At 70.0% G+C, this 20,447-nt stretch carries 17 protein-coding genes, 5 tRNA genes and 2 pseudogenes; 15 read left to right on the top strand and 9 right to left on the bottom strand.

The features are described 5' to 3' along the window. From HTV45_RS19075 to HTV45_RS19065, 3 genes and pseudogenes are all read left to right on the top strand, one after another. Positions 1-294 (top strand): annotated as a pseudogene (locus HTV45_RS19075) (carboxyl transferase domain-containing protein); the annotation flags it as partial. A 2-nt stretch (positions 295-296) separates the two neighbouring features. Continuing rightward, positions 297-599: pseudogene (locus tag HTV45_RS19070) on the top strand (carboxyl transferase domain-containing protein); the annotation flags it as partial. A gap of 35 nt (positions 600-634) precedes the next feature. After that, complete coding sequence (locus HTV45_RS19065) at positions 635-823, top strand: acyl-CoA carboxylase subunit epsilon (protein ID WP_215207015.1); 189 nt, start codon at positions 635-637, stop codon at positions 821-823. Between the two features lie 630 nt (positions 824-1,453). Here HTV45_RS19065 and HTV45_RS19060 read toward each other — a convergent pair. The 8 genes from HTV45_RS19060 to HTV45_RS19025 form a co-directional block, all read right to left on the bottom strand. Next, positions 1,454-2,035, bottom strand: a complete 582-nt coding sequence (locus tag HTV45_RS19060) for an ATP/GTP-binding protein (RefSeq protein ID WP_100572095.1) — start codon at positions 2,033-2,035, stop codon at positions 1,454-1,456. Continuing rightward, on the bottom strand, positions 2,016-2,585 hold the full coding sequence (locus HTV45_RS19055; protein ID WP_215207014.1) for a DUF742 domain-containing protein: 570 nt from the start codon (positions 2,583-2,585) through the stop codon (positions 2,016-2,018). Before HTV45_RS19055 ends, HTV45_RS19060 begins: the two co-directional genes overlap by 20 nt. 94 nt (positions 2,586-2,679) lie before the next feature. Beyond that, a complete protein-coding gene (locus HTV45_RS19050; protein WP_030948713.1) occupies positions 2,680-3,093 on the bottom strand; it encodes a roadblock/LC7 domain-containing protein in 414 nt (137 codons plus the stop codon). Positions 3,094-3,103: 10 nt separating this feature from the next. Then, the gene (locus HTV45_RS19045) at positions 3,104-6,388 is read right to left on the bottom strand and encodes a nitrate- and nitrite sensing domain-containing protein (RefSeq protein WP_215207013.1); all 3,285 of its coding nucleotides are present in this window, start codon (positions 6,386-6,388) and stop codon (positions 3,104-3,106) included. A 376-nt stretch (positions 6,389-6,764) separates the two neighbouring features. Beyond that, a complete protein-coding gene (locus HTV45_RS19040; protein WP_215207012.1) occupies positions 6,765-7,355 on the bottom strand; it encodes an ATP/GTP-binding protein in 591 nt (196 codons plus the stop codon). After that, complete coding sequence (locus HTV45_RS19035) at positions 7,336-7,731, bottom strand: DUF742 domain-containing protein (RefSeq protein ID WP_004924977.1); 396 nt, start codon at positions 7,729-7,731, stop codon at positions 7,336-7,338. Before HTV45_RS19035 ends, HTV45_RS19040 begins: the two co-directional genes overlap by 20 nt. Before the next feature lie 110 nt (positions 7,732-7,841). Next, positions 7,842-8,255, bottom strand: a complete 414-nt coding sequence (locus HTV45_RS19030; RefSeq protein WP_037933198.1) for a roadblock/LC7 domain-containing protein — start codon at positions 8,253-8,255, stop codon at positions 7,842-7,844. Positions 8,256-8,264: 9 nt separating this feature from the next. Continuing rightward, a complete protein-coding gene (locus HTV45_RS19025) occupies positions 8,265-12,119 on the bottom strand; it encodes a nitrate- and nitrite sensing domain-containing protein (RefSeq protein WP_215207011.1) in 3,855 nt (1,284 codons plus the stop codon). 622 nt (positions 12,120-12,741) lie between these two features. Here HTV45_RS19025 and HTV45_RS19020 point away from each other — a divergent pair. The 9 genes from HTV45_RS19020 (at position 12,742) to HTV45_RS18980 (ending at position 16,791) form a co-directional block, all read left to right on the top strand. Then, entirely contained in the window at positions 12,742-12,915 is a 174-nt protein-coding gene (locus HTV45_RS19020) for a hypothetical protein (protein WP_251692377.1), read from the top strand. 166 nt (positions 12,916-13,081) lie between these two features. Beyond that, the gene (locus HTV45_RS19015; protein ID WP_215207009.1) at positions 13,082-13,867 is read left to right on the top strand and encodes a fumarylacetoacetate hydrolase family protein; all 786 of its coding nucleotides are present in this window, start codon (positions 13,082-13,084) and stop codon (positions 13,865-13,867) included. Next, the gene (gene gltX, locus HTV45_RS19010) at positions 13,860-15,383 is read left to right on the top strand and encodes a glutamate--tRNA ligase (RefSeq protein WP_215207008.1); all 1,524 of its coding nucleotides are present in this window, start codon (positions 13,860-13,862) and stop codon (positions 15,381-15,383) included. Before HTV45_RS19015 ends, gltX begins: the two co-directional genes overlap by 8 nt. Positions 15,384-15,456: 73 nt before the next feature. Next, positions 15,457-16,188 carry an HAD family hydrolase gene (locus tag HTV45_RS19005; protein ID WP_215207007.1) on the top strand — a complete coding sequence of 244 codons (732 nt, stop codon included), beginning with the start codon at positions 15,457-15,459 and terminating at the stop codon, positions 16,186-16,188. Between the two features lie 91 nt (positions 16,189-16,279). Next, positions 16,280-16,351: transfer RNA gene (locus HTV45_RS19000), tRNA-Gln, on the top strand. A 39-nt stretch (positions 16,352-16,390) separates the two neighbouring features. Next, positions 16,391-16,463, top strand: a tRNA-Glu gene (locus tag HTV45_RS18995). A 62-nt stretch (positions 16,464-16,525) separates the two neighbouring features. Then, positions 16,526-16,598: transfer RNA gene (locus tag HTV45_RS18990), tRNA-Glu, on the top strand. A gap of 21 nt (positions 16,599-16,619) precedes the next feature. Next, positions 16,620-16,691 (top strand) — tRNA-Gln (locus HTV45_RS18985). Positions 16,692-16,718: 27 nt separating this feature from the next. Further along, positions 16,719-16,791: transfer RNA gene (locus tag HTV45_RS18980), tRNA-Glu, on the top strand. A 127-nt stretch (positions 16,792-16,918) separates the two neighbouring features. On the opposite strand, the gene ndgR is transcribed toward HTV45_RS18980, so the two are convergent. Then, on the bottom strand, positions 16,919-17,632 hold the full coding sequence (gene ndgR, locus HTV45_RS18975) for an IclR family transcriptional regulator NdgR (RefSeq protein ID WP_215207006.1): 714 nt from the start codon (positions 17,630-17,632) through the stop codon (positions 16,919-16,921). Positions 17,633-17,828: 196 nt separating this feature from the next. Here ndgR and leuC point away from each other — a divergent pair, with 196 nt between their 5' ends. From leuC to HTV45_RS18960, 3 genes are all read left to right on the top strand, one after another. Then, positions 17,829-19,259, top strand: a complete 1,431-nt coding sequence (gene leuC, locus HTV45_RS18970; RefSeq protein WP_215207005.1) for a 3-isopropylmalate dehydratase large subunit — start codon at positions 17,829-17,831, stop codon at positions 19,257-19,259. A gap of 5 nt (positions 19,260-19,264) precedes the next feature. Next, positions 19,265-19,858, top strand: coding sequence for a 3-isopropylmalate dehydratase small subunit (gene leuD, locus HTV45_RS18965; protein ID WP_215207004.1), 594 nt, complete (start codon positions 19,265-19,267; stop codon positions 19,856-19,858). 277 nt (positions 19,859-20,135) lie between these two features. Further along, complete coding sequence (locus HTV45_RS18960; protein ID WP_215207003.1) at positions 20,136-20,366, top strand: hypothetical protein; 231 nt, start codon at positions 20,136-20,138, stop codon at positions 20,364-20,366. Positions 20,367-20,447 lie beyond the last annotated feature (81 nt).

The following is a 20,447-nucleotide window of genomic DNA, read 5'->3' as shown; positions in this document are numbered from 1 at the left end:
CCGGGTGTGGACCAGGAGCACGGCGGGATCATCCGGCACGGCGCGAAGCTGCTGTACGCGTACTGCAACGCCACCGTGCCCCGTATCTCGCTCATCCTGCGCAAGGCGTACGGCGGCGCCTACATCGTCATGGACAGCCAGTCCATCGGCGCGGACCTCACCTACGCCTGGCCGACCAACGAGATCGCCGTCATGGGCGCGGAGGGCGCGGCCAACGTCATCTTCCGCCGCCAGATCGCCGAGGCCGAGGACCCGGACGCGATGCGGGCCCGCATGGTCAAGGAGTACAAGTCCNCGGCGCGGACCTCACCTACGCCTGGCCGACCAACGAGATCGCCGTCATGGGCGCGGAGGGCGCGGCCAACGTCATCTTCCGCCGCCAGATCGCCGAGGCCGAGGACCCGGACGCGATGCGGGCCCGCATGGTCAAGGAGTACAAGTCCGAGCTGATGCACCCGTACTACGCGGCCGAACGCGGCCTGGTCGACGACGTGATCGACCCCGCGGAAACGCGTGAGGTGCTGATCCGGTCGCTGGCGATGCTGCAGACCAAGCACGCGGATCTGCCGTCCCGTAAGCACGGCAACCCGCCGCAGTAACCCGGCGGACACTTCTCCCAGGGAGACTGAGAGCCATGAGCACATCTGACATCCGTGTCGAGAAGGGTCATGCCGAGCCCGAGGAAGTCGCGGCGATCACGGCGATCCTGCTGGCGCGTGCGGCGACCCCGCGGTCCGCGCCCGCGCACCAGGCCCGCGCACGGGCCGGCTGGCGCCGACTGGAACGCGAGCCGGGTTTCCGCGCACCCCACAGCTGGCGCTGACCCCAGCCGCCCACGCACCCAGGGCCTCTCCGCCGGGAGGGGCCCTGCCGCATGAACACCCCACGCCGGCGGGACAACGCCTCTCAGGGGCGCGGGGAACTGCGCGACCAGCCCCCCACTTACCCGCACCCGCCGTGCCGTGCCGTCCGCGCAGCACCTCCACGGCCGGGGCCTCACCCACGCCGGCGGGGCGACGCCCCTCAGGGGCGCGGGGAACTGCGCGACCAGCCCCCCCCGCCTACCCGCACCCGCCGTGCCGTGCCGTCCGCGCAGCACCTCCACGGCCGGGGCCTCACCCACGCCGGCGGGCCAACGCCTCTCAGGGGCGCGGGGAACTGCGCGACCGGCCCCCGCCTACCCGCACCCGCCGTGCCGTCCGCGCAGCACCTCCACGGCCGGGGCCTCACCCACGCCGGCGGGGCAACGCCCCTCAGGGGCGCGGGGAACTGCGCGACCAGCCCCCGCCTATCCGCACCCGGCATGCAAAAGCCCCCGGCGACCCAGTGGCCGCAAGGGGCTGTTGCACAACTCGACGCCATGAGGCGGATCCCCCGGAGGGAACACCACACGACGGGGCGCGGGCGGAACTCCCGCCGGCCACGCACACCGGCGCAACCCCGGTGGCAACCGTCAGCGCAGACGCGCCATCAGCGCATGCTCCACGAGAGTGATCAGCGCCGACTTCGCATCGGCCCGATGCCGCGCGTCAGTCGTGATGATCGGCGCGTCCGGCCCGATCTGCAGCGCCTCCCGGACCTCGTCCGGGTTGTACGGCTGCTGGCCGTCGAACCCGTTGAGGGCGATCACGAAAGGAAGCCCCGAGTTCTCGAAGTAGTCGACCGCGGGGAAGCAGTCGGCGAGACGCCGGGTGTCCACCAGCACGATGGCGCCGATGGCGCCCCGTACCAGGTCATCCCACATGAACCAGAAGCGGTCCTGGCCGGGCGTACCGAACAGGTACAGGATCAGGTCCTGGTCCAGGGTGATGCGGCCGAAGTCCATGGCGACCGTCGTGGTCGTCTTGTCCCCGGTGTGGGTGAGATCGTCGATGCCCGCCGAAGCAGACGTCATGACGGCCTCCGTGCGCAGCGGGTTGATCTCCGAAACGGCCCCGACGAACGTGGTCTTGCCCACGCCGAAGCCACCCGCCACCACGATCTTCGCCGAGGTGGTGGAGCGGGAAGGACCGCCGCTAGAGCTTGCGAAGTCCACTGAGCACCCTTTCGAGCAGTGTCACGTCTGGCTGGCCGCCGGCGCTCTCGTCGCCGCCGGGCTGATGGATGGCGACCAGTCCCGCCTCCGCCAAGTCGGCGACGAGGATCCTGGCCACGCCGAGAGGGATGGTCAGCAGGGCCGAGATCTCGGCCACCGACTTGATCTCCCGGCAGAGGTTGCAGATACGCTGATGCTCGGGCAACTGGCCCTGCATCTGATGCGGCTGCGCGGTGGTGTGCACCAGCGCCTCGATGGCGAGCTGGTAGCGCGGCCTGGTGCGGCCGCCCGTCATGGCGTACGGGCGCACCAGGGGGTTGTGCGACGTCCCGGAGGGCGCCGGCTCGGGGGTGCGATGCCGTGGCTCAACGGGCTGGATGCGCGGCGCGTTCGGCTGGTCGTACGGCGAAGGGCCGGGGCCCTGCGGCGCGTACGGCTGCCGGTGGTCCGGGGCGGAAGGGTAGCCGTACCCGCTCTGGCCGCCGTCGTGCGGGCCCTGGGGACCGTACGACCAGTTGCCCGACGATGAACCGCCTGGGGGTGTTGCCACTTTCTCCTCCTCCGACTGTGCCTGGCACCCATCACTGTGGAGCCGCGTCCCGAAACCTTACGGCCCCGGGACGCCAAACCGCACCGTTCGTCCTTTAGTTCAGGAGGCTCCCCTGGAGCTCCGCACGAAGGTCCGGTGTCAGGACCGTACCGGCACGGTCGACCAGAAGGGCCATCTCGTACCCAATGAGGCCGATGTCCGCCTCCGGGTGTGCGAGAACCGCGAGCGACGAACCGTCGGAGATGGACATCAGGAAGAGGAATCCCCGCTCCATCTCCACAACCGTCTGGTTCACGCTGCCGCCCTCGAAGATCCGGGAGGCGCCTGCCGTCAGGGACGTCAGGCCGGAGGCGACGGCCGCGAGCTGGTCGGCGCGGTCGCGCGGGAACCCTTCGGACATCGCCAGAAGGAGTCCGTCGGCGGAGACCACCACCGTGTGGGACACCCCCGGGGTGTTGTCCACGAAGTTGGTGATCAACCAGTTCAGGTTCTGTGCCGCCTGGCTCATCGGGCTCACACTAACGCTCCTGGTTGTAGGTGCTGTCAGGACCACTGTGCTGATTCGTAGTGGCCTGGCCGTTCGATTCACTGCCCGCGTTGCGGCCCCGTTGGACACCGCGACGCAGGTTGCTCAGCCTGCCCCGGACGTCTTCCGGGGCGCGGGAGACCTGAGGGCCTCCCTGAGGGGTGGTTTCGGCGGCTCCCTCGACCAGGTTGGCCTTGGGGACCCGCCGCGGCAGACCGGAGGAGGTCACTCCGCCGGCCTTGGGCTTGCGGAGCGACGAGGCCTGCTGCCAGCGCTCGTCGTTCGCCGAACGCCATCCGTTTTCGCCGTTGCCTGCCGGAGCGGGGGCCGGCGGCTCCCCGGTGGCGTGGCGTGCGCCCCCCGTACCGTTCGCGCCGCTCGCGGTGGATCCGCGGCGGGGAAGCCCGGCATTGGTCAGGCCGTGGCCCTCGGGGGCAGCCGCTCCCGGACGCTCGAAGCCTACGCTGTCCTGCTCACGTACGTCAGCGGCCTGCGACGATTCCGCATCCGGGGCCTGAGCGGGGTACTGGTCAGGGTAGCCGTTGTGGTACCCGTCCTGCTGCGGCCAGTCGTCCCCCTGCCGCCCGTCCGTGAAGGCCGGGAAGCCGTCGCTGCCTGCTCCCGCCGCCGCGTGGTCGCCCTGAGGGTACCCGCCGCCCGGTGAGGAGGTCTCGTTCTGCGGCAGCTGGCCGTTCTGGGCGTAGTAGCCCTCGCCGTACGTCTGCTGCTGCTGATCGTCGTACGCCGTCTGCTGCCCGTTGTCGTACGCCTGCTGGTCGTACCCGGTGCCCCGCTGCTGCTGGAAGCCGTCGAAGCCCTGGCCGTTGCCGTTGCTGCCGCCGTAGTTCTGGCCGTCGTAGCCCTGCGGGGCGGCGAACTCGTCCGGGTATCCGGCTTCCTCGGCGGACTGCGGGGCGTTCCCGGCGGTCGGCTCGCCCTGTTCGGGCCCGGAGTGCGTCTCCAGGGCCGCCCGGCGCTCCTCGCGCATCAGCGAACGGCCGACCGGGTCCAGATCGCGGATGTCGTCGGGGACCTCCGCGTAGCGGCTGTCGTCGAAGCCCAGTTCCGCGGCGGTGCGCAGCGGCTGCTGGTTGAAGCTCTCACCCTGGAAGTGCTGCTCCGGGATGATCTGCGAGACCGTGAACTCGTCGCGGTCCGGCTGCTGCTCGCCGCCACCACCGTGGGTGATCGCGTCCGGCAGCATGACCAGCGAGGTGGTGCCGGCCTGCTCGCCCGAGGGGCGCAGCTGGACCCGGACACCGTGCCGGTCGGACAGCCGGCCGACCACGAACAGACCCATGCGCTGCGAGATCGCGGCGTCCACGGTCGGGGGGTTGGCCAGCTTGTGGTTGATGTCCGCGAAGTCCTCGGCGGTGAGGCCGATGCCCTTGTCGTGGATCTCGATCATCACGCGGCCGTCGGGCAGACGGGTCGCGGTGACGCGGACCTTGGTCTGCGGGGAGGAGAACGTCGTGGCGTTCTCGAGCAGCTCGGCGAGCAGGTGCACGAGGTCGGTCACCGCGCGGCCGTGGATCTCGGCCTCCGGGACACCGGACAGCTCGATGCGCTCGTACTGCTCCACCTCGGAGGAGGCGGCGCGCAGTACGTCGACCAGCGGAACCGGCTGGTCCCAGCGGCGGCCGGGCTCCTCGCCGGCGAGCACCAGGAGGTTCTCGCCGTTGCGGCGCATACGGGTGGCCAGGTGGTCCAGGCGGAAGAGGTTCTCCAGCTGGTCCGGGTCGGCCTCGTTGTTCTCCAGGTCGGTGATCAGGGTCAGCTGGCCCTCGATCAGCGACTGGTTGCGGCGCGACAGGTTGGTGAAGATCGCGTTGATGTTGCCCCGCAGCAGCGCCTGCTCGGAGGCGAGCCGGACGGCCTCGCGGTGGACCTGGTCGAAGGCCCGGGCGACCTCACCGATCTCGTCGGTGGAGGTGATCGGGATGGGCGCGACCTTGGTGTCGACCCGGCCGGGGTCGGTCCGGGAGAGCTGGTCGACCAGCGTCGGCAGACGCTGCTCGGCGATACCGAAGGCGGCGTTGCGCAGCTGGCGCATGGAGCGGCTCATCTGGCGGGCCACCATGCCGGCCAGGATGAACGCGGCGAGCAGGGCGATGACGACGGCGGCACCGGTGATGAAGGCGTCGCGCTGGGCGTTGTCGGCGATCTGGGCGGCCTCGTCCACCGCCGCGTTGGCCAGATCCGACTCGATCTCCTGGTAGCCGTCGAACTTGAGGGTGTTCACGGCCCACCAGTTGGCGGGGGTGATGCCCTTCTCGGCGAGCTCGGCGCGGGCGGCCGGGTCGGTGGTGGAGAGGCGGCCGAGCTCGGAGATCATCGTCTCCGGCTTGGCGGGCGGCGGGACGTAGTCCGGGTCCTGCTGCGCGGCCTCCTTGGCCATCGAGGCGCCCTCGGCCTGGATCCGCTGCGCGGTCTGCTCCAGCTTGGCCGCGTCGGCCTCCGTGCCACCGCCCTTGTACTCCTCGATGGCGATGCCCTCGAGGTAGGCGTACGAGGTGAGGGCCACGCGCTGGCTGGCGAGCTGGCTGTCGGTCGGGCCCGGCTTCACCAGCAGGTGCATACCGATCGAGCGCTCCAGCGACAGCGCCGCCTTGGTCAGCGAGATCGCGTAGACCGTACGTCCGTAGCTGGTGATGTTTCCGGTGCCGAGACCGAGTTCGTTGGCGAACTCCATCAGGGGGTGGGCGACCTCGACGTAGCCCTCCTGCGTCTGTACGCCCTTGAGCTTGGAGGTGTACGCGGCGGCCCGCAGGTCGGTCAGCTTGGGCTCGCCCTCGCGGAACAGCCGCAGCCGGCGCTCGAGACCGGGCTTGGCGGGCATGTTCTGGGCGACCTCGTCGAAGGCGTCGGCCGCCTCGTCGGTGACGGCGCGCGCCTTGGTGACGTCCGGGTCGTCCCCGCCCTTGCCCTGCAGCAGCGGGACCGCGGTGACGTCGCGCTCGTTGTAGAGGGCGTTGGCGTAGACGAGGGAGGCCCGCACCAGACGCGCGGTGCTCTCGGCGTCCTCGGCCTCGTTCCAGGTGTCGATCGAGCTCTTCACCTGGAAGCCACCCATGACGAGGCCGACCAGCACGGGTATGAGCAGGATGGCGTTCAGTCTGGTCGCCACCCGCCAGTTGCGCGGGGACATGCGGCCACCGCTGGGGGCGGGCGCGGACGTCGGCTCGGGACCCTGTGCGGGGGCGGGCGCCGCTGTGCGCGGCGGCGGCGTGAAGTTGCCCCGGGCCGATGGCTCGGGACTGTTCTTGCTTCGCCTCACTCGACCAACAACCTCTCGGCGGTCGGCACCTTCGTCGTGCCGCTGCGTCTCAGAGCCCGGCATGCCATCGACTACTGAGTACGTCTTTGACTTATGGGCAGTTCAAGCATTCCAGCATGCCGACCAGCGCTCTTCCAAACATGGGAGGGCGAGGATTTCGAGTGATGTAAGTCCTAGATAAAACGGTCATACGGAGCGTCCGCCGCCAAAAGGCGAGCCGCTCGTGTGCACAGCGGTACCGCGCGACCGCGTCGCGTGTCGACCTCCCCCGATTCTTCTGCCGAAACGTTATGAACACCGGGGCCGGCCGTGTCAAAGGACACAACCGGCACCGGTACATCTACGACAACCGCAGTATGTCGCTTCTGCTGGGGCTCTACCTGAGACGTGCCATAAGGGCATGTTCGACCAGTGTGATCAGCGCACTCTTCGCGTCCGAGCGGTGCCGGGCGTCCGTCGTGATGATCGGGGCGTCGGGCCCGATCTGCAGGGCCTCGCGCACCTCCTCCGGGGTGTACGGCTGCTCACCGTCGAAGCCGTTCAGCGCCACCACGAACGGCAGGCCCGAGTTCTCGAAGTAGTCGACCGCGGGGAAGCAGTCCGCCAGCCGGCGGGTGTCGCACAGCACGATCGCGCCGATGGCGCCGCGTACCAGGTCGTCCCACATGAACCAGAAGCGGTCCTGGCCGGGCGTACCGAACAGGTACAGGATCAGGTCCTGGTCCAGGGTGATGCGGCCGAAGTCCATGGCCACCGTGGTGGTGGTCTTGCCTCCGGTGTGGGTCAGGTCGTCGATGCCCGCCGAAGCAGACGTCATGACGGCCTCCGTGCGCAGCGGGTTGATCTCCGAAACGGCCCCGACGAACGTGGTCTTGCCCACGCCGAAGCCACCCGCCACCACGATCTTTGCCGAGGTGGTGGCGCGGCTCTCGGAGACCGCCCCGCCGCTAGAGCTTGCGAAGTCCACTGAGCACCCTTTCGAGCAGTGTCACGTCCGGGGCGCCGGTGGTCTCGTCGCCGCCCGGCTGGTGTACGGCGACGAGTCCCGCCTCCGCCAGGTCGGCCACCAGGATGCGGGCAACACCCAGGGGCATGTTGAGGAGCGCCGATACCTCTGCGACCGACTTCACCTCGCGGCACAGATGGCAGATGCGCTGGTGCTCCGGAAGGAGTCCCATGAGCGCTGCCGGGTCGGCCGTCGTACTGATGAGTGCCTCGATGGCCAGTTGGTAACGCGGCCTGGTCCGGCCACCGGTCATCGCATAGGGACGGACCAGCGGCTGGTCGCCCTCGTCCTCGTACGGCTCCGCGTACGGATCATGAGAGGCGGTGGGCGGGGTCATGGATCCTCCGGGCGGGACAGCAAGTCGGTCAGTCAAGCCGTCTGACGGGGCCGGTGGGGGGAATGTGGCGGCCGGACGGTGATTTGGTGAGACGGGTGGTGCCGGGCCGATCAGTGGAGCAGACTTCCCTGTAGTTCGGCGCGCAGGTCCGGGGTGAGGACCGCCCCCGCGCGGTCGACCAGGAGCGCCATTTCGTAGCCGACGAGGCCGATGTCGCAGTCGGGGTGCGCGAGAACGGCCAGGGACGAGCCGTCGGAGACGGACATGAGGAAAAGAAATCCTCGTTCCATCTCGACGACCGTCTGGGCGACGTTTCCGCCTTCGAAGATCCGGGAGGCGCCGGCCGTCAGGGAGGTCAGCCCTGAAGCGACGGCCGCGAGCTGGTCCGCGCGGTCGCGCGGGAAGCCCTCGGAGAGCGCCAGGAGGAGTCCGTCGGCGGACACGACGACGGTGTGGGACACCCCTGGGGTGTTGTCCACGAAGTTGGTGATCAACCAGTTGAGGTTCTGTGCCGCCTGGCTCATCGGGCTCAACTAACGCTCCTGCTGGTGAGTGGGGTGCGGGAAGCTGCCGGTCTGGTTGGACGACCCGGCCTGACGACCCTGTGCGATACCCCGACGGAGATTGGTCAGCCGGCCGCGCACGTCATCGGGGGCGCGCGAGACCTGAGGACCGCTCTGGTGCGATTGCTGCTGAGCCGTACCCGGGACGAGGTTCGCCTTGGGCACCCGGCGCGGCAGGCCGGAGGTGGTGACGCCGCCCGCGGCCGGTTGCCGGACGCGTTCGGCCTGTCGGACCAGCTCGTCGTTGGGCGAGCTGCGCCAGGCAGTGGAGGCAGACCGCTGCGGGCCGGTGGACCCCTGCGGCTGCTGTTGGGGCTGCTGTGGGGGCTGCTGGGGTGCGGGAGCGTGGCCGTTGTCCTGCTCCTGCGCGCCGCCGCCCTGGTGGAACCAGTTGGTCTCGAGGGTGTCGTACAGCGGCGTACGGCCGTCGCCCGGGCCGGTCGCCGGCGGCAGTGCCCAGGCGTCGGACGCCGCGCGCCCGTCGTCGGGCCGCTGCTGCGGCGGGGCCGGCGGGACCGGCGGGACCGGTGGACGCGGGGCGCCGGGGCCGGCGCCGTGCGAGCCGTTGTTCTGCGGACGCTCGAACTGGCCGGTGGAGCCGTTGTCCTGGCGCGGGGCCGGGTACTGGCCGGTGGAGCCGTTGTCGTATCCCTGCGGCGCGGGGAACTGGCCCGTCGTGGACGGGTTCTGTCCGCCCTGCGGGGTCCCGAAGATGTCACCGCGGACGAACTGCCCCGTGTTCTGGGCGTCGTTCGCGCCGGGCTGGTTGTACTGCCCGTTGTTGGCGCCGGGCTGGTTGTACTGCCCGTTGTTGGCGCCGGGCTGGTTGTACTGCCCGTTGTTCGTGCCGGGCTGGTTGTACTGCCCGTTGTTGGCGCCGGGCTGGTTGTACTGCCCGGTGTTCTGCCCGTCGTTGGCTCCGGGCCGGCCGTACTGGCCGGTGTTCTGCGGGGCGTTGGAACCGTAGGCCGGCCCGCCGGTGTTCTGGCGCTCGTCGAACCGGGGGATCTCCGACGTCGCGCCGGGACCCTGCCGGTCGTCGAACCGCGGCATGGCCGAGGTGCGGGAGACATCGGACTCCTCGTGACCGCGCGGGGCGTCCAGCGAGGCACGCGGCACCGGAGGCTGGGCGTTCTCGTCGCTCCAGCTGGGCACCCGCGGCTGCTGCTGGTCACCGCCGGGCAGCTCGGCGCGCGCACCGCCATCGCGCGGCGGAAGCTGCGGGCGGCGCCCGCGCTCGCCGTTGCCGCGCTGCGGCGGAACCTGGCCCCGGCCGCCGCCGAAGGCGTCCTGGCCGTCCTGCTTCGCGTTCGGACCCGGGGACTGCATCCCCTGCGGGGCGCCGGGAGCCCCGTAGCCGGCACCGGCGGGCGCGGGACGGCCCTGCGGGGGACCGGAGGGCGCACCCTGGTCGAACAGCGAGGGCGTCTGGTTGCCCGACGGGCCCTGCGGCCCCCGGCCACCGGGGCGGCCACCGCCGTCCCGCCCGGGCAGCGCGGCTCGCGCACCCTGACCGGCACTGAGCCTGCCACCCGGCGCACCGGACGCACCGGCGCCGAGCGCACCGCCGGCGGACTGACCGGCACCGGCGGCGCGCCGTGCGGCGGCGGCACCGGCGGCGGCCTGCGCAGCGGCGGGACCGCCGGCGCCCGGCTGACCGGGCTTGCCCTGCGGCTTCTTGCCGCCCTGGGCGACATCGACGGGCAGCATGACCAGCGCGGTCGTACCACCGGAGTCGGACGGGCGGAGCTGGATCCGGATGCCGTGACGCTGGGACAGCCGGCCGACCACGAAGAGACCCATGCGGCGGGAGACGGAGACGTCCACGGTGGGCGGCGAGGCGAGTCGCTCGTTGATCGCCGCCAGGTCCTCCGGCGACAGACCGATGCCGGTGTCGTGGATCTCGATCAGCACCCGGCCGTCGGGCAGCGCGTGACCGGTGACCTTGACCTTGGTCTGCGGGGAGGAGAACGAGGTCGCGTTCTCCAGCAGCTCGGCGAGCAGGTGCACGAGGTCGTTGACGACCCGGCCGGCCACTTCGGTGGTCGGCACGGAGGAGAGTTCGATGCGCTCGTACTGCTCCACCTCGGAGGCCGCGGCGCGGAGCACGTCGACCAGCGGGACCGGGCGGGTCCACCGGCGGCCGGGCTCCTCACCCGCGAGGACGAGGAGGTTCTCACCGTTACGGCGCATACGCGTGGCGAGGTGGTCCAGCTTGAACAGCGAGGACAGCTGGTCCGGGTCGGCCTCGCGGGACTCCAGTTCGGAGATCAGCGACAGCTGGCGCTGGATCAGACCCTGGGAGCGGCGCGAGAGGTTGGTGAACATCGCGTTGACGTTGCCTCGCAGCAGGGCCTGCTCGGCGGCGAGGCGGACCGCCTCGCGGTGCACGTCGTCGAAGGCCGCGGCCACACGGCCGATCTCGTCCCGGGAGTGCACACCGACGGATTCCACGGACGTGTCGACGTCCTGCGGGTCCGTCTCGGAGAGCTGCTTGACCAGGTCGGGCAGACGCTCCTGGGCGACCCTGGTCGCGGTCTCCTCCAGCCGGCGCAGCGAGCGGATCATGGAGCGGGCCACGACGAAGGCGCCGACCAGTGACACACCGAGCACGATCAGGATCAGCGCACCGGAGATGATCGCGTCGCGCTCGGTGGCGCTGCGCAGCTCGCGGGCCTTCTGTTCCATCTCCTCGAGCAGCGAGAGCTCGATGTTCTTCATCTGCTGGATCTTGGTGGAGCTGTCGTCCAGCCAGTCCCGGTAGGAGCGGGCGCCGACCGAGGCGAGACCGAACTCCGAGGCCAGCGCGCGGCCGGCGTACTCGTCGGTGGCCTTGATCGTGGTGTTGCCCTCTTCGATCGGCAGCAGCAGGCGGGCGGCGGCGGCCTCGCCGTAGATGCTCTTGAAGCTGCGGATCTCGGACTTCTGGCTCGCCAGGGAGGACTCGGCGTAGAGCCGGTCGTTCTCGGAGAGCTCGCCCTTGGTGGTGTTGCTCGCGGGCAGAGCCGCGGCGAGGACCGCGCGCTGGATCGAGGCGTATTCCTTGGCGGAGGAGAAGGACGCCAGGGCACGCGTGCGCTGGATCATCTCGGGGTTGCTGGTCGCCTCGGCCATGTCCTGCGAGAGGTCGATCAGGTTCTCGATCAGACGGTGGTAGCCCTCGACGGTCTGGGTCGAGTTCTTCTCCGTCTGGAAGGCCGTGTTGCGGATCTTCTCGAGCTCACCCAGGTCGCCGGCGAGCTGCACCAGGTTGTCGCGGACTCCCTTGAGGTTGCCGTCCTTGCTCGCGGCGTCGATCGCCTCCGAGCTGTCCAGGAAGTTGTTCCGCGCCCGGTCGGTCTTCTCGCGGTGGCCCTTGACCGAGAAGTCGGTGCCCTTGCCGCCGTGCGCGAGCGGGCCGGCCGACTGGTCGCGCTCCTCCTGGAGCGCGGCGGCGAGTTCGGTGGCCTGCTGGGTCATGTCGGTGAGCAGCTTCATGTTGTCGAGCTGCTGGATGTCGTCCATCGACTGCTGGATACGCAGGGCACCCAGCGAGGTGGCCGCGACCACCGGAAGGGCGAGCAGCGACACCAGTCGGGTCGAGATGCGCCAGTTGCGCAGCGCTATTCGGGGCCCGGGGCCGGTCGGGCCCTTGGGGGCGGCCGGTGCCTGGGCCGGCTGTGCCGGCGGCGCGGAGCCACCGGACTGCTCGCCGTTGCTCCCGGGCGTGGTCGGGCCCTGGTTCTGGGCGTGCTGGGGCGAGGAGCTGACGGCCTTGGGGCCAGTCCCGCCCTGCGGCTCCGGCCCTGCCGAAGCGCTGCCATCCCTCTTGAAACGTCCCTGCACTAGCGTCGCAACCTCTGAACCAGGCACCCCTCCGCGTGAACGGCGAGGCACGGTGTCGGCGTCATAGGGGCGCCCTGAATACGCCCCCGTGGTGTCGTGAGTGACCGGCGCCGGTTCCCCCTTCTACGCCCGCCACTCGGCGCGTCTGTGCGCCGCCTGTGCGCCGGCTTCGATCCCTGCGGCGGTCCGTGGAATTCCAGCACAGTGCAGGATCTCCAACAAGGCCCGTGGCCTTACAGGTGAGATACGTGACAGGGCGTGAGTGGTGGATCACCAGGGGTAGAAAGTGATCCCGTGCATAACGGGCGGAACGGGGCGTACACCCCTGGCAGGCCGGGTGTCCCAGTCGGCATGATCAGGAGCGGAATGGTGGCTTCAGTGAGTGAATGTCCGATTCCGCCGTTCCGGAGGCGGGACCGGATTGGCCGGTTTGTCCCGCCCTCAGTGAGCAAACTCACACCTAGATCATGTGCTCCGGCCCCGGCCGGGCGGGAACCGGATGTTTAGCCTGACGCTTTACAGGGATGGCAGAACCGACAACCCGCGTCCGCGGCCGGTGTGACGCACCCCGCCGGGCGCCCGTGAACAGGACAGGGCCGAGTAAACAGTGAAGACGACGACGATGTTCCACAGAATCGCCAACCCGCGGCGCACGACGCTGGCTCACCTCGAAGGCGCCGGCGATCTGCAGACGCCCCTCCAGCCGGAGCACACCGTCGACCTCCCGGCCCAGACTGCCAATCCCAAGCGCACCGTCCTCATGGAGATCCCGGCCGCGGCAGGCGTCGCGGTCTGACACCGATCCATACGCACGGCGGCCGCGAAACGCTCAAGGTTCTCGGTGCGACGCCGAAGGGGCGCCCCTCCAGGGGCGCCCCTTCGTTATTGCGCGAGGCCACGGCCCCCTCGCGTTAGCCTGGAGCGTCAGACTCCAGCCGATCGGTCAAGGGGACAAGCATCCCGTGCGCATCGCCAGATTCTCCATCGACGGGAACGTCGCCTTCGGCGCGGTCGAAGGTGAGAGGCAGGACGAACTCGTCCTGGACATCATCAAGGGCATCCCGTTCGCGGACTTCGAGCTCTCCGGCACCAAGGTCCCGCTGAGCAAGGTCAGGCTGCTGCCGCCGGTGCTCCCCAACAAGGTGGTCGCCTTCGGGCGCAACTACGCCGACCACGCGAGGGAAATGGGCGGCGAGGTACCCGACGCCCCCTTCGCCTTCTTCAAGCCGGCCACCTCGGTGATCGGGTCCGGCGACGCGATCCAGTACCCCTCCTTCTCGCAGGAGGTGCACCACGAGGCCGAGCTGGCCGTGGTGATCGGACGGATGTGCCGGGAGGTCCCGCGCGAACGCGTCCGGGACGTGATCTTCGGCTACACCTGCGCCAACGACGTCACCGCCCGGGACGTGCAGAGGCGCGAGAAGCAGTGGGCCCGAGCCAAGGGCTTCGACACGTCCTGCCCGATCGGCCCCTGGGTGGAGACGGACCTGGACCTCGCCGCGGCGAACGACCTGACGGTCCAGCTCACGGTCAACGGTGCCCAGCGCCAGCTCGGCCGCACCAGCGAGATGATCCACTCCATCGAGGATCTGATCGTCAACATCACCGAGGCCATGACCCTGCTGCCCGGCGACGTCGTCCTCACGGGCACCCCGGCCGGAGTCGGCCCCCTCAACGTCGGCGACGAGGTCGCCGTCACCATCGAAGGCATCGGCACTCTCACCAACAAGGTTGTCAAGCGTGGCTAGCGCATCCGGCTCCTCCTCCCCCAAGTCCTCGACGGCGCTCGGACAGGGGGCACCCCCACGCGTCCGTTTCTGCCCGTCGCCCACCGGTAACCCCCATGTGGGCCTGGTCCGCACCGCCCTGTTCAACTGGGCGTTCGCCAAGCACCACGGCGGCACCCTGGTCTTCCGGATCGAGGACACCGACGCGGCCCGCGACTCCGAGGAGTCCTACCAGCAGCTCCTCGACTCCATGCGGTGGCTGGGCTTCGACTGGGACGAGGGCCCCGAGGCCGGCGGCCCCCACGCGCCGTACCGCCAGTCGCAGCGCATGGACATCTACCGGGACGTCGCGCGAAAGCTCCTCGACGCCGGCCACGCCTACCGCTGCTACTGCTCCCAGGAGGAGCTGGACAGCCGCCGCGAGGCCGCCCGCGCCGCCGGCAGGCCCTCCGGCTACGACGGCCACTGCCGCGCGCTCACCGACGCCGAGGTCGAGGAGTACACGGCCCAGGGCCGCGAGCCGATCGTCCGCTTCCGGATGCCCGACGAGACGATCACCTTCACCGACCTGGTCCGCGGCGAGATCACCTATCTCCCGGAGAACGTCCCGGACTACGGCATCGTGCGCGCCAACGGCGCACCGCTCTACACCCTGGTCAACCCGGTCGACGACGCCCTGATGGAGATCACCCACGTCCTGCGCGGCGAGGACCTGCTCTCCTCCACCCCGCGCCAGATCGCCCTCTACAAGGCCCTGACCGAGCTGGGCGTCGCGAAGGGGACCCCCGCCTTCGGTCACCTGCCCTATGTGATGGGCGAGGGCAACAAGAAGCTCTCCAAGCGCGACCCGCAGTCCTCGCTCAACCTCTACCGCGAGCGCGGCTTCCTCCCCGAGGGCCTGCTCAACTACCTCTCCCTGCTCGGCTGGTCGCTCTCCGCCGACCAGGACGTCTTCACCGTCGACGAGATGGTCGCCGCCTTCGACGTCGCCGACGTGCAGCCGAACCCGGCCCGCTTCGACCTGAAGAAGTGCGAGGCGATCAACGCCGACCACATCCGCATGCTCGAGGTGAAGGACTTCACCGAGCGCTGCGCCCCCTGGCTCAAGGCCCCCGTCGCTCCCTGGGCCCCGGAGGCCTTCGACGAGGCCAAGTGGCAGGCCATCGCCCCGCACGCGCAGACCCGCCTCAAGGTGCTGTCCGAGATCACGGACAACGTCGACTTCCTCTTCCTGACGGAGCCGGTCCTCGACGAGGCGAGCTGGAGCAAGGCGATGAAGGAGGGCAGCGACGCCCTTCTCCGTACCGCCCGGGAGAAGCTGGAGGCCGCCGACTGGACGTCCCCGGACTCCCTGAAGGAAGCCGTCCTGGCGGCCGGCGAGGCCCACGGCCTCAAACTCGGCAAGGCCCAGGCCCCGGTCCGCGTCGCCGTCACCGGCCGCACGGTCGGCCTGCCGCTCTTCGAGTCCCTGGAGGTCCTGGGCAAGGAGAAGACGCTCGCGCGCATCGACGCGGCGCTGGCGAAGCTCGCCGCCTAGCCACACGCCGTCGAGGGGACGCCCGCGGAAGCGCCGGGCGTCCCTTTCGCCGTCTGCGGGTACCGTCGGGGACATGGTGATCCGAGCAGTTGTCTGGGACGTCGACGACACGCTTTTCGACTACACCACCGCAGACCGGGAGGGCATGCGGGCGCATCTGGCCGCCGAGGGGCTGCTCGCCGGGTATGCCACCGTCGAGGAGGCGCTGACCCGGTGGCGGGAGATCACCGAGTTCCAGTGGGCCCGGTTCGCCGCCGGGGAGGTCGACTTCGAGACGCAGCGGCGCGACCGTACCCGGGTCTTCCTGGGACGTGAGATGACCGACACCGAGGCCGACGACTGGTTCCGGCGGTACGTCACGCACTACGAGTCCGCGTGGAGCCTCTTCCCGGACGTGCTGCCCGTGCTCGACGCCCTGGCCCCCAGCCACCGCCACGCGGTGCTCTCCAACTCCAGCCTTCGCGTCCAGGACCGCAAGCTGCGCCTGCTCGGTGTGCACGACCGCTTCGAGACCATCCTGTGCGCCGCCGAACTGGGCGTGTCCAAACCCGAGGCCGGCGCCTTTCTCGCCGCCTGTGACGCGCTGGCGCTCCCTGCGGACCAGGTCGCGTACGTCGGGGACCACCCGGAGATCGACGGCCGGGGCGCCGCGGACGCCGGTCTGCTCTCGGTCTGGATCGACCGCGGGGGCGTGTACGCCACCGTCGAGCCGCCCGTGGGGCCGCGGCGTATCGCCTCGCTCGCCGAACTGCCGTCGCTGCTGCGCGCCGATACTCGTTTTGGAGCCCCGTCGACCTTCGGGTAATGTTCTTCCTGCGCCGCGGGGAGCGGGCCGGAAGGCCGGAGCCCCGAAGCGTACAACTAGAACAAGAAGCCTTCAGGGGCTTGCGTTCCAGTGGCCTATGGTGTAATTGGCAGCACGACTGATTCTGGTTCAGTTAGTCTTGGTTCGAGTCCAGGTAGGCCAGCTCGCAGAGCTCATCTGCAATCGCGGATCGTATCCGCAGGCCCCCGTTGTGTAGCGGCCTAGCACGCCGCCCTCTCAAGGCGGTAGCGCCGGTTCGAATCCGGTCGGGGGTACAGATCCTTCCCGCGAGGAGAGATCGGGTCGCACCCTCTCTCTTCGACGCAGGATCGCTAGGGCCCCCGTTGTGTAGCGGCCTAGCACGCCGCCCTCTCAAGGCGGTAGCGCCGGTTCGAATCCGGTCGGGGGTACTGACTGGTCTAAACCATCATTGGTCTATGGTGTAATTGGCAGCACGACTGATTCTGGTTCAGTTAGTCTTGGTTCGAGTCCAGGTAGACCAGCAGGATCTGCGGAAACGCGTGATCCGAGCCCCCGTTGTGTAGCGGCCTAGCACGCCGCCCTCTCAAGGCGGTAGCGCCGGTTCGAATCCGGTCGGGGGTACATATGAGGAAGGCCCTCCACTTCGGTGGAGGGCCTTCCTCTCTGTTCCGGGCTTGTGCCGGGATCCGGGGAGAGGCCCGCCGCGGCGTTGAGGCGGGCCGGTCCCACGGGGAGGTGCGGACGGTGGTCAGGTGCGGCGCAGCGCCTCGGAGAGGCGGCCGGCGGCGTCGATGATGGCCTGGGCGTGCATCCGGCCCGGGTGACGGGTCAGCCGCTCGATGGGGCCGGAGACCGACACGGCCGCCACCACGCGGTTCGAGGGTCCGCGCACCGGCGCCGAGACGGACGCCACACCCGGCTCGCGCTCGCCGATCGACTGGGCCCAGCCCCTGCGCCGTACGCCCGACAGGGCCGTGGCCGTGAAGCGGGCGCCCTGCAGGCCGCGGTGCAGCCGCTCGGGCTCCTCCCAGGCCATCAGGATCTGCGCCGAGGAACCGGCCTTCATCGTGAGCGTGGAGCCCACCGGGACCGTGTCCCTGAGGCCCGACAGCCGCTCCGCCGCGGCGACACAGATACGCAAGTCGCCCTGGCGGCGGTAGAGCTGGGCGCTCTCGCCGGTCACGTCCCGGAGGTGGGTGAGCACCGGGCCCGCCGTGGCGAGCAGCCGGTCCTCGCCCGCCGCCGCGGCCAGTTCGGCCAGGCGTGGACCGAGGATGAACCGGCCCTGCATGTCACGCGCCACCATGCGGTGGTGCTCCAGCGCCACGGCCAGGCGGTGGGCCGTGGGTCGTGCCAGTCCGGTGGCCCCGACCAACCCCGCGAGGGTGGCCGGACCGGACTCCAGAGCGCTCAGGACGAGGGCCGCCTTGTCCAGAACGCCGACGCCGCTACTGTTGTCCATGAAACGATACTTGCGTCTCACTCTGTGAAACGCAAGTTCAATTTTCCGTGGAACACGCCACTCTTGAAGCACGGAAGCGACGAGGCCCGTGGACCACCGGGCCTGGCGGCGGACGCCCGGGACCAGGGGGCGAGGGCGCCGGCGCCGCACAGATCTAGTTGGGCCGGCGCACCACTCGCCGGCCGGAGGGAAAGCGATGGGTAGGACACTCGCGGAGAAGGTCTGGGACGACCACGTCGTCCGGCGCGCCGAGGGCGAGCCCGACCTCCTCTTCATCGATCTGCACCTGCTGCACGAGGTGACCAGCCCCCAGGCCTTCGACGGCCTCCGCAAGAACGGCCGCCCGGTGCGCCGTCTCGACCTCACCATCGCCACCGAGGATCACAACACCCCGACCCTGGACATCGACAAGCCGATCGCCGACCCGGTCTCCCGGATCCAGCTGGAGACGCTGCGGAAGAACTGCGCCGACTTCGGCGTCCGGCTGCACCCGCTGGGCGACGTCGAGCAGGGTGTCGTCCATGTCGTCGGCCCGCAGCTGGGCCTGACCCAGCCCGGCATGACCGTCGTCTGCGGTGACTCGCACACCTCCACGCACGGCGCCTTCGGCGGGCTGGCGTTCGGCATCGGCACCTCCCAGGTCGAGCACGTCCTGGCCACCCAGACGCTGCCGATGGCCCGCCCGAAGACCATGGCGATCACGGTCAACGGCGAACTGCCCGACGGCGTCACCGCCAAGGACCTCATCCTCGCCATCATCGCGAAGATCGGCACGGGCGGCGGCCAGGGCTATGTCCTGGAGTACCGCGGCGAGGCCGTCGAGAAGCTCTCGATGGAGGCCCGGATGACCATCTGCAACATGTCGATCGAGGCCGGCGCCCGCGCGGGCATGATCGCCCCCGACGAGACGACCTTCGCCTACCTGGAGGGCCGCCCGCACGCCCCGAAGGGCGAGGACTGGGACGCGGCCGTCGCGTACTGGAAGACGCTGAAGTCCGACGAGGACGCCGAGTTCGACGCCGAGGTCGTCATCGAGGCCGCCGAGCTGTCCCCGTTCGTCACCTGGGGCACCAACCCCGGCCAGGGCGCCCCGCTCTCGGCGTCCGTCCCCGACCCGGCTTCGTACGAGGACGCCTCGGAGCGGTTCGCCGCCGAAAAGGCCCTGGAGTACATGGGGTTGGAGGCCGGCCAGGAGCTGCGCTCCATCAACGTGGACACCGTCTTCGTAGGTTCCTGCACCAACGGCCGCATCGAGGACCTGCGGGCCGCCGCGGACATCATCAACGGCCGCAAAGTCGCCGACGGCGTACGGATGCTGGTCGTCCCGGGCTCCGCGCGGGTGGGTCTGCAGGCCGTCTCCGAGGGCCTGGACGTGGTCTTCAAGGACGCCGGCGCCGAATGGCGGCACGCGGGCTGTTCGATGTGCCTGGGCATGAATCCCGACCAGCTCGCTCCCGGCGAGCGCTCCGCCTCCACCTCCAACCGCAACTTCGAGGGCCGGCAGGGCAAGGGCGGCCGCACCCACCTGGTGTCCCCGCAGGTCGCCGCCGCCACCGCGGTCCTCGGTCACCTGGCCTCCCCGGCCGACCTCGCCGCCGCCGACGCCCGTACGCCCGCTGGAGTCTGATCGCCATGGAAGCATTCACCACCCACACCGGCCGGGCCGTCCCGCTGCGCCGCAGCAACGTGGACACCGACCAGATCATCCCCGCCCACTGGCTCAAGAAGGTGACGCGGGACGGGTTCGAGGACGGGCTGTTCGAGGCCTGGCGGGGGGACCCGGAGTTCGTGCTCAACCGCCCCGAGCGCGAGGGCGCCACGGTGCTCGTCGCCGGCCCCGACTTCGGCACCGGCTCCTCCCGTGAGCACGCCGTCTGGGCCCTGCAGAACTACGGTTTCAAGGCCGTGATCTCCTCACGCTTCGCCGACATCTTCCGCGGCAACTCGCTGAAGAACGGGCTGCTGACGGTGCTCCTCGACCAGCGAATCGTCGACGCGCTGTGGGAGCTCACCGAAGCGGACCCCACCGTCGGGATCACCGTCGACCTGGAGGCCCGCGAGGTACGCGCCGAGGGCGTCACCGCCTCCTTCGAGCTCGACGAGAACGCCCGCTGGAGGCTGCTCAACGGGCTCGACGACATCTCCATCACGCTGCGGAACGAGGCGGACATCGCCGCGTACGAGGCGAAGCGCCCGTCGTTCAGGCCGAGGACGCTCACGGTCTGACGCGCACCGCGGCCGAAGTCCTCGCACGAGGTCGACTTTCGGCCACCGCCACCACCCTCCCGTACCCCCGATCAGCCCGATCGGGGGTACGGCCGTGTCTGCACCCGTTCGGCTCCGCGCGTCGTCTTGGGCGACCTCAACTCGCCACGTTATGAAGGTGGTTGCCGGGGTACACGTGTCACGTGCGCGTGATCCCGGAGTGTGCGCGGAGGGCCGTCCGAGGCGGCAGTTGCCCCCTGGGCAGGCGACAACTCGCCCCAGATGGCACAATCTGTGCATGGAACGCGACGGCCAACTCGAGCTCTATGCGGCGGTCGCGGCTCAGCTCAAAGAAGCGCACGCAAGAGTGCGCGCACTGCAAGTCCCGGAGGGCGTACGGATGGCGCTGGCCCGGAAGCTGCTGGTCATTACGGCCGCGGCCAAACACGATCTCGCCGGTGCGGCAAGGCGTCTGGAGCGGTTCACCGCGGACCTCGACGCGGGTCGATTCCCCGAAGAGGAACGCTGAACCGGTCGAGACGGCCGAGTTCGTTGCGGCACAAGGGTGATTAGCCCGTTTCGTGTTTGATTTGCGGTATATATCTGCCTA

The sequence above is a fragment of the Streptomyces sp. CHD11 genome (genome assembly GCF_018638295.1).
Classification (GTDB): Bacteria; Actinomycetota; Actinomycetes; order Streptomycetales; family Streptomycetaceae; genus Streptomyces.
The sequence above is the reverse complement of the archived record's forward strand: the minus strand, read 5'-3'. Positions and strand labels throughout refer to the sequence as shown.

Bases quoted from the DNA above. Each gene is read 5' to 3' on its own strand.
- leuC (WP_215207005.1), top strand. From the start codon at position 17,829: ATGGGTAGGACACTCGCGGAGAAGGTCTGGGACGACCACGTCGTCCGG.
- HTV45_RS19020 (WP_251692377.1), top strand. From the start codon at position 12,742: ATGTTCCACAGAATCGCCAACCCGCGGCGCACGACGCTGGCTCACCTC.
- HTV45_RS19065 (WP_215207015.1), top strand. From the start codon at position 635: ATGAGCACATCTGACATCCGTGTCGAGAAGGGTCATGCCGAGCCCGAG.
- leuD (WP_215207004.1), top strand. From the start codon at position 19,265: ATGGAAGCATTCACCACCCACACCGGCCGGGCCGTCCCGCTGCGCCGC.
- HTV45_RS19050 (WP_030948713.1), bottom strand. From the start codon at position 3,093: ATGAGCCAGGCGGCACAGAACCTGAACTGGTTGATCACCAACTTCGTG.
- HTV45_RS19005 (WP_215207007.1), top strand. From the start codon at position 15,457: ATGGTGATCCGAGCAGTTGTCTGGGACGTCGACGACACGCTTTTCGAC.
- HTV45_RS19030 (WP_037933198.1), bottom strand. From the start codon at position 8,255: ATGAGCCAGGCGGCACAGAACCTCAACTGGTTGATCACCAACTTCGTG.
- ndgR (WP_215207006.1), bottom strand. From the start codon at position 17,632: ATGGACAACAGTAGCGGCGTCGGCGTTCTGGACAAGGCGGCCCTCGTC.
- HTV45_RS19035 (WP_004924977.1), bottom strand. From the start codon at position 7,731: ATGACCCCGCCCACCGCCTCTCATGATCCGTACGCGGAGCCGTACGAG.
- HTV45_RS18960 (WP_215207003.1), top strand. From the start codon at position 20,136: ATGGAACGCGACGGCCAACTCGAGCTCTATGCGGCGGTCGCGGCTCAG.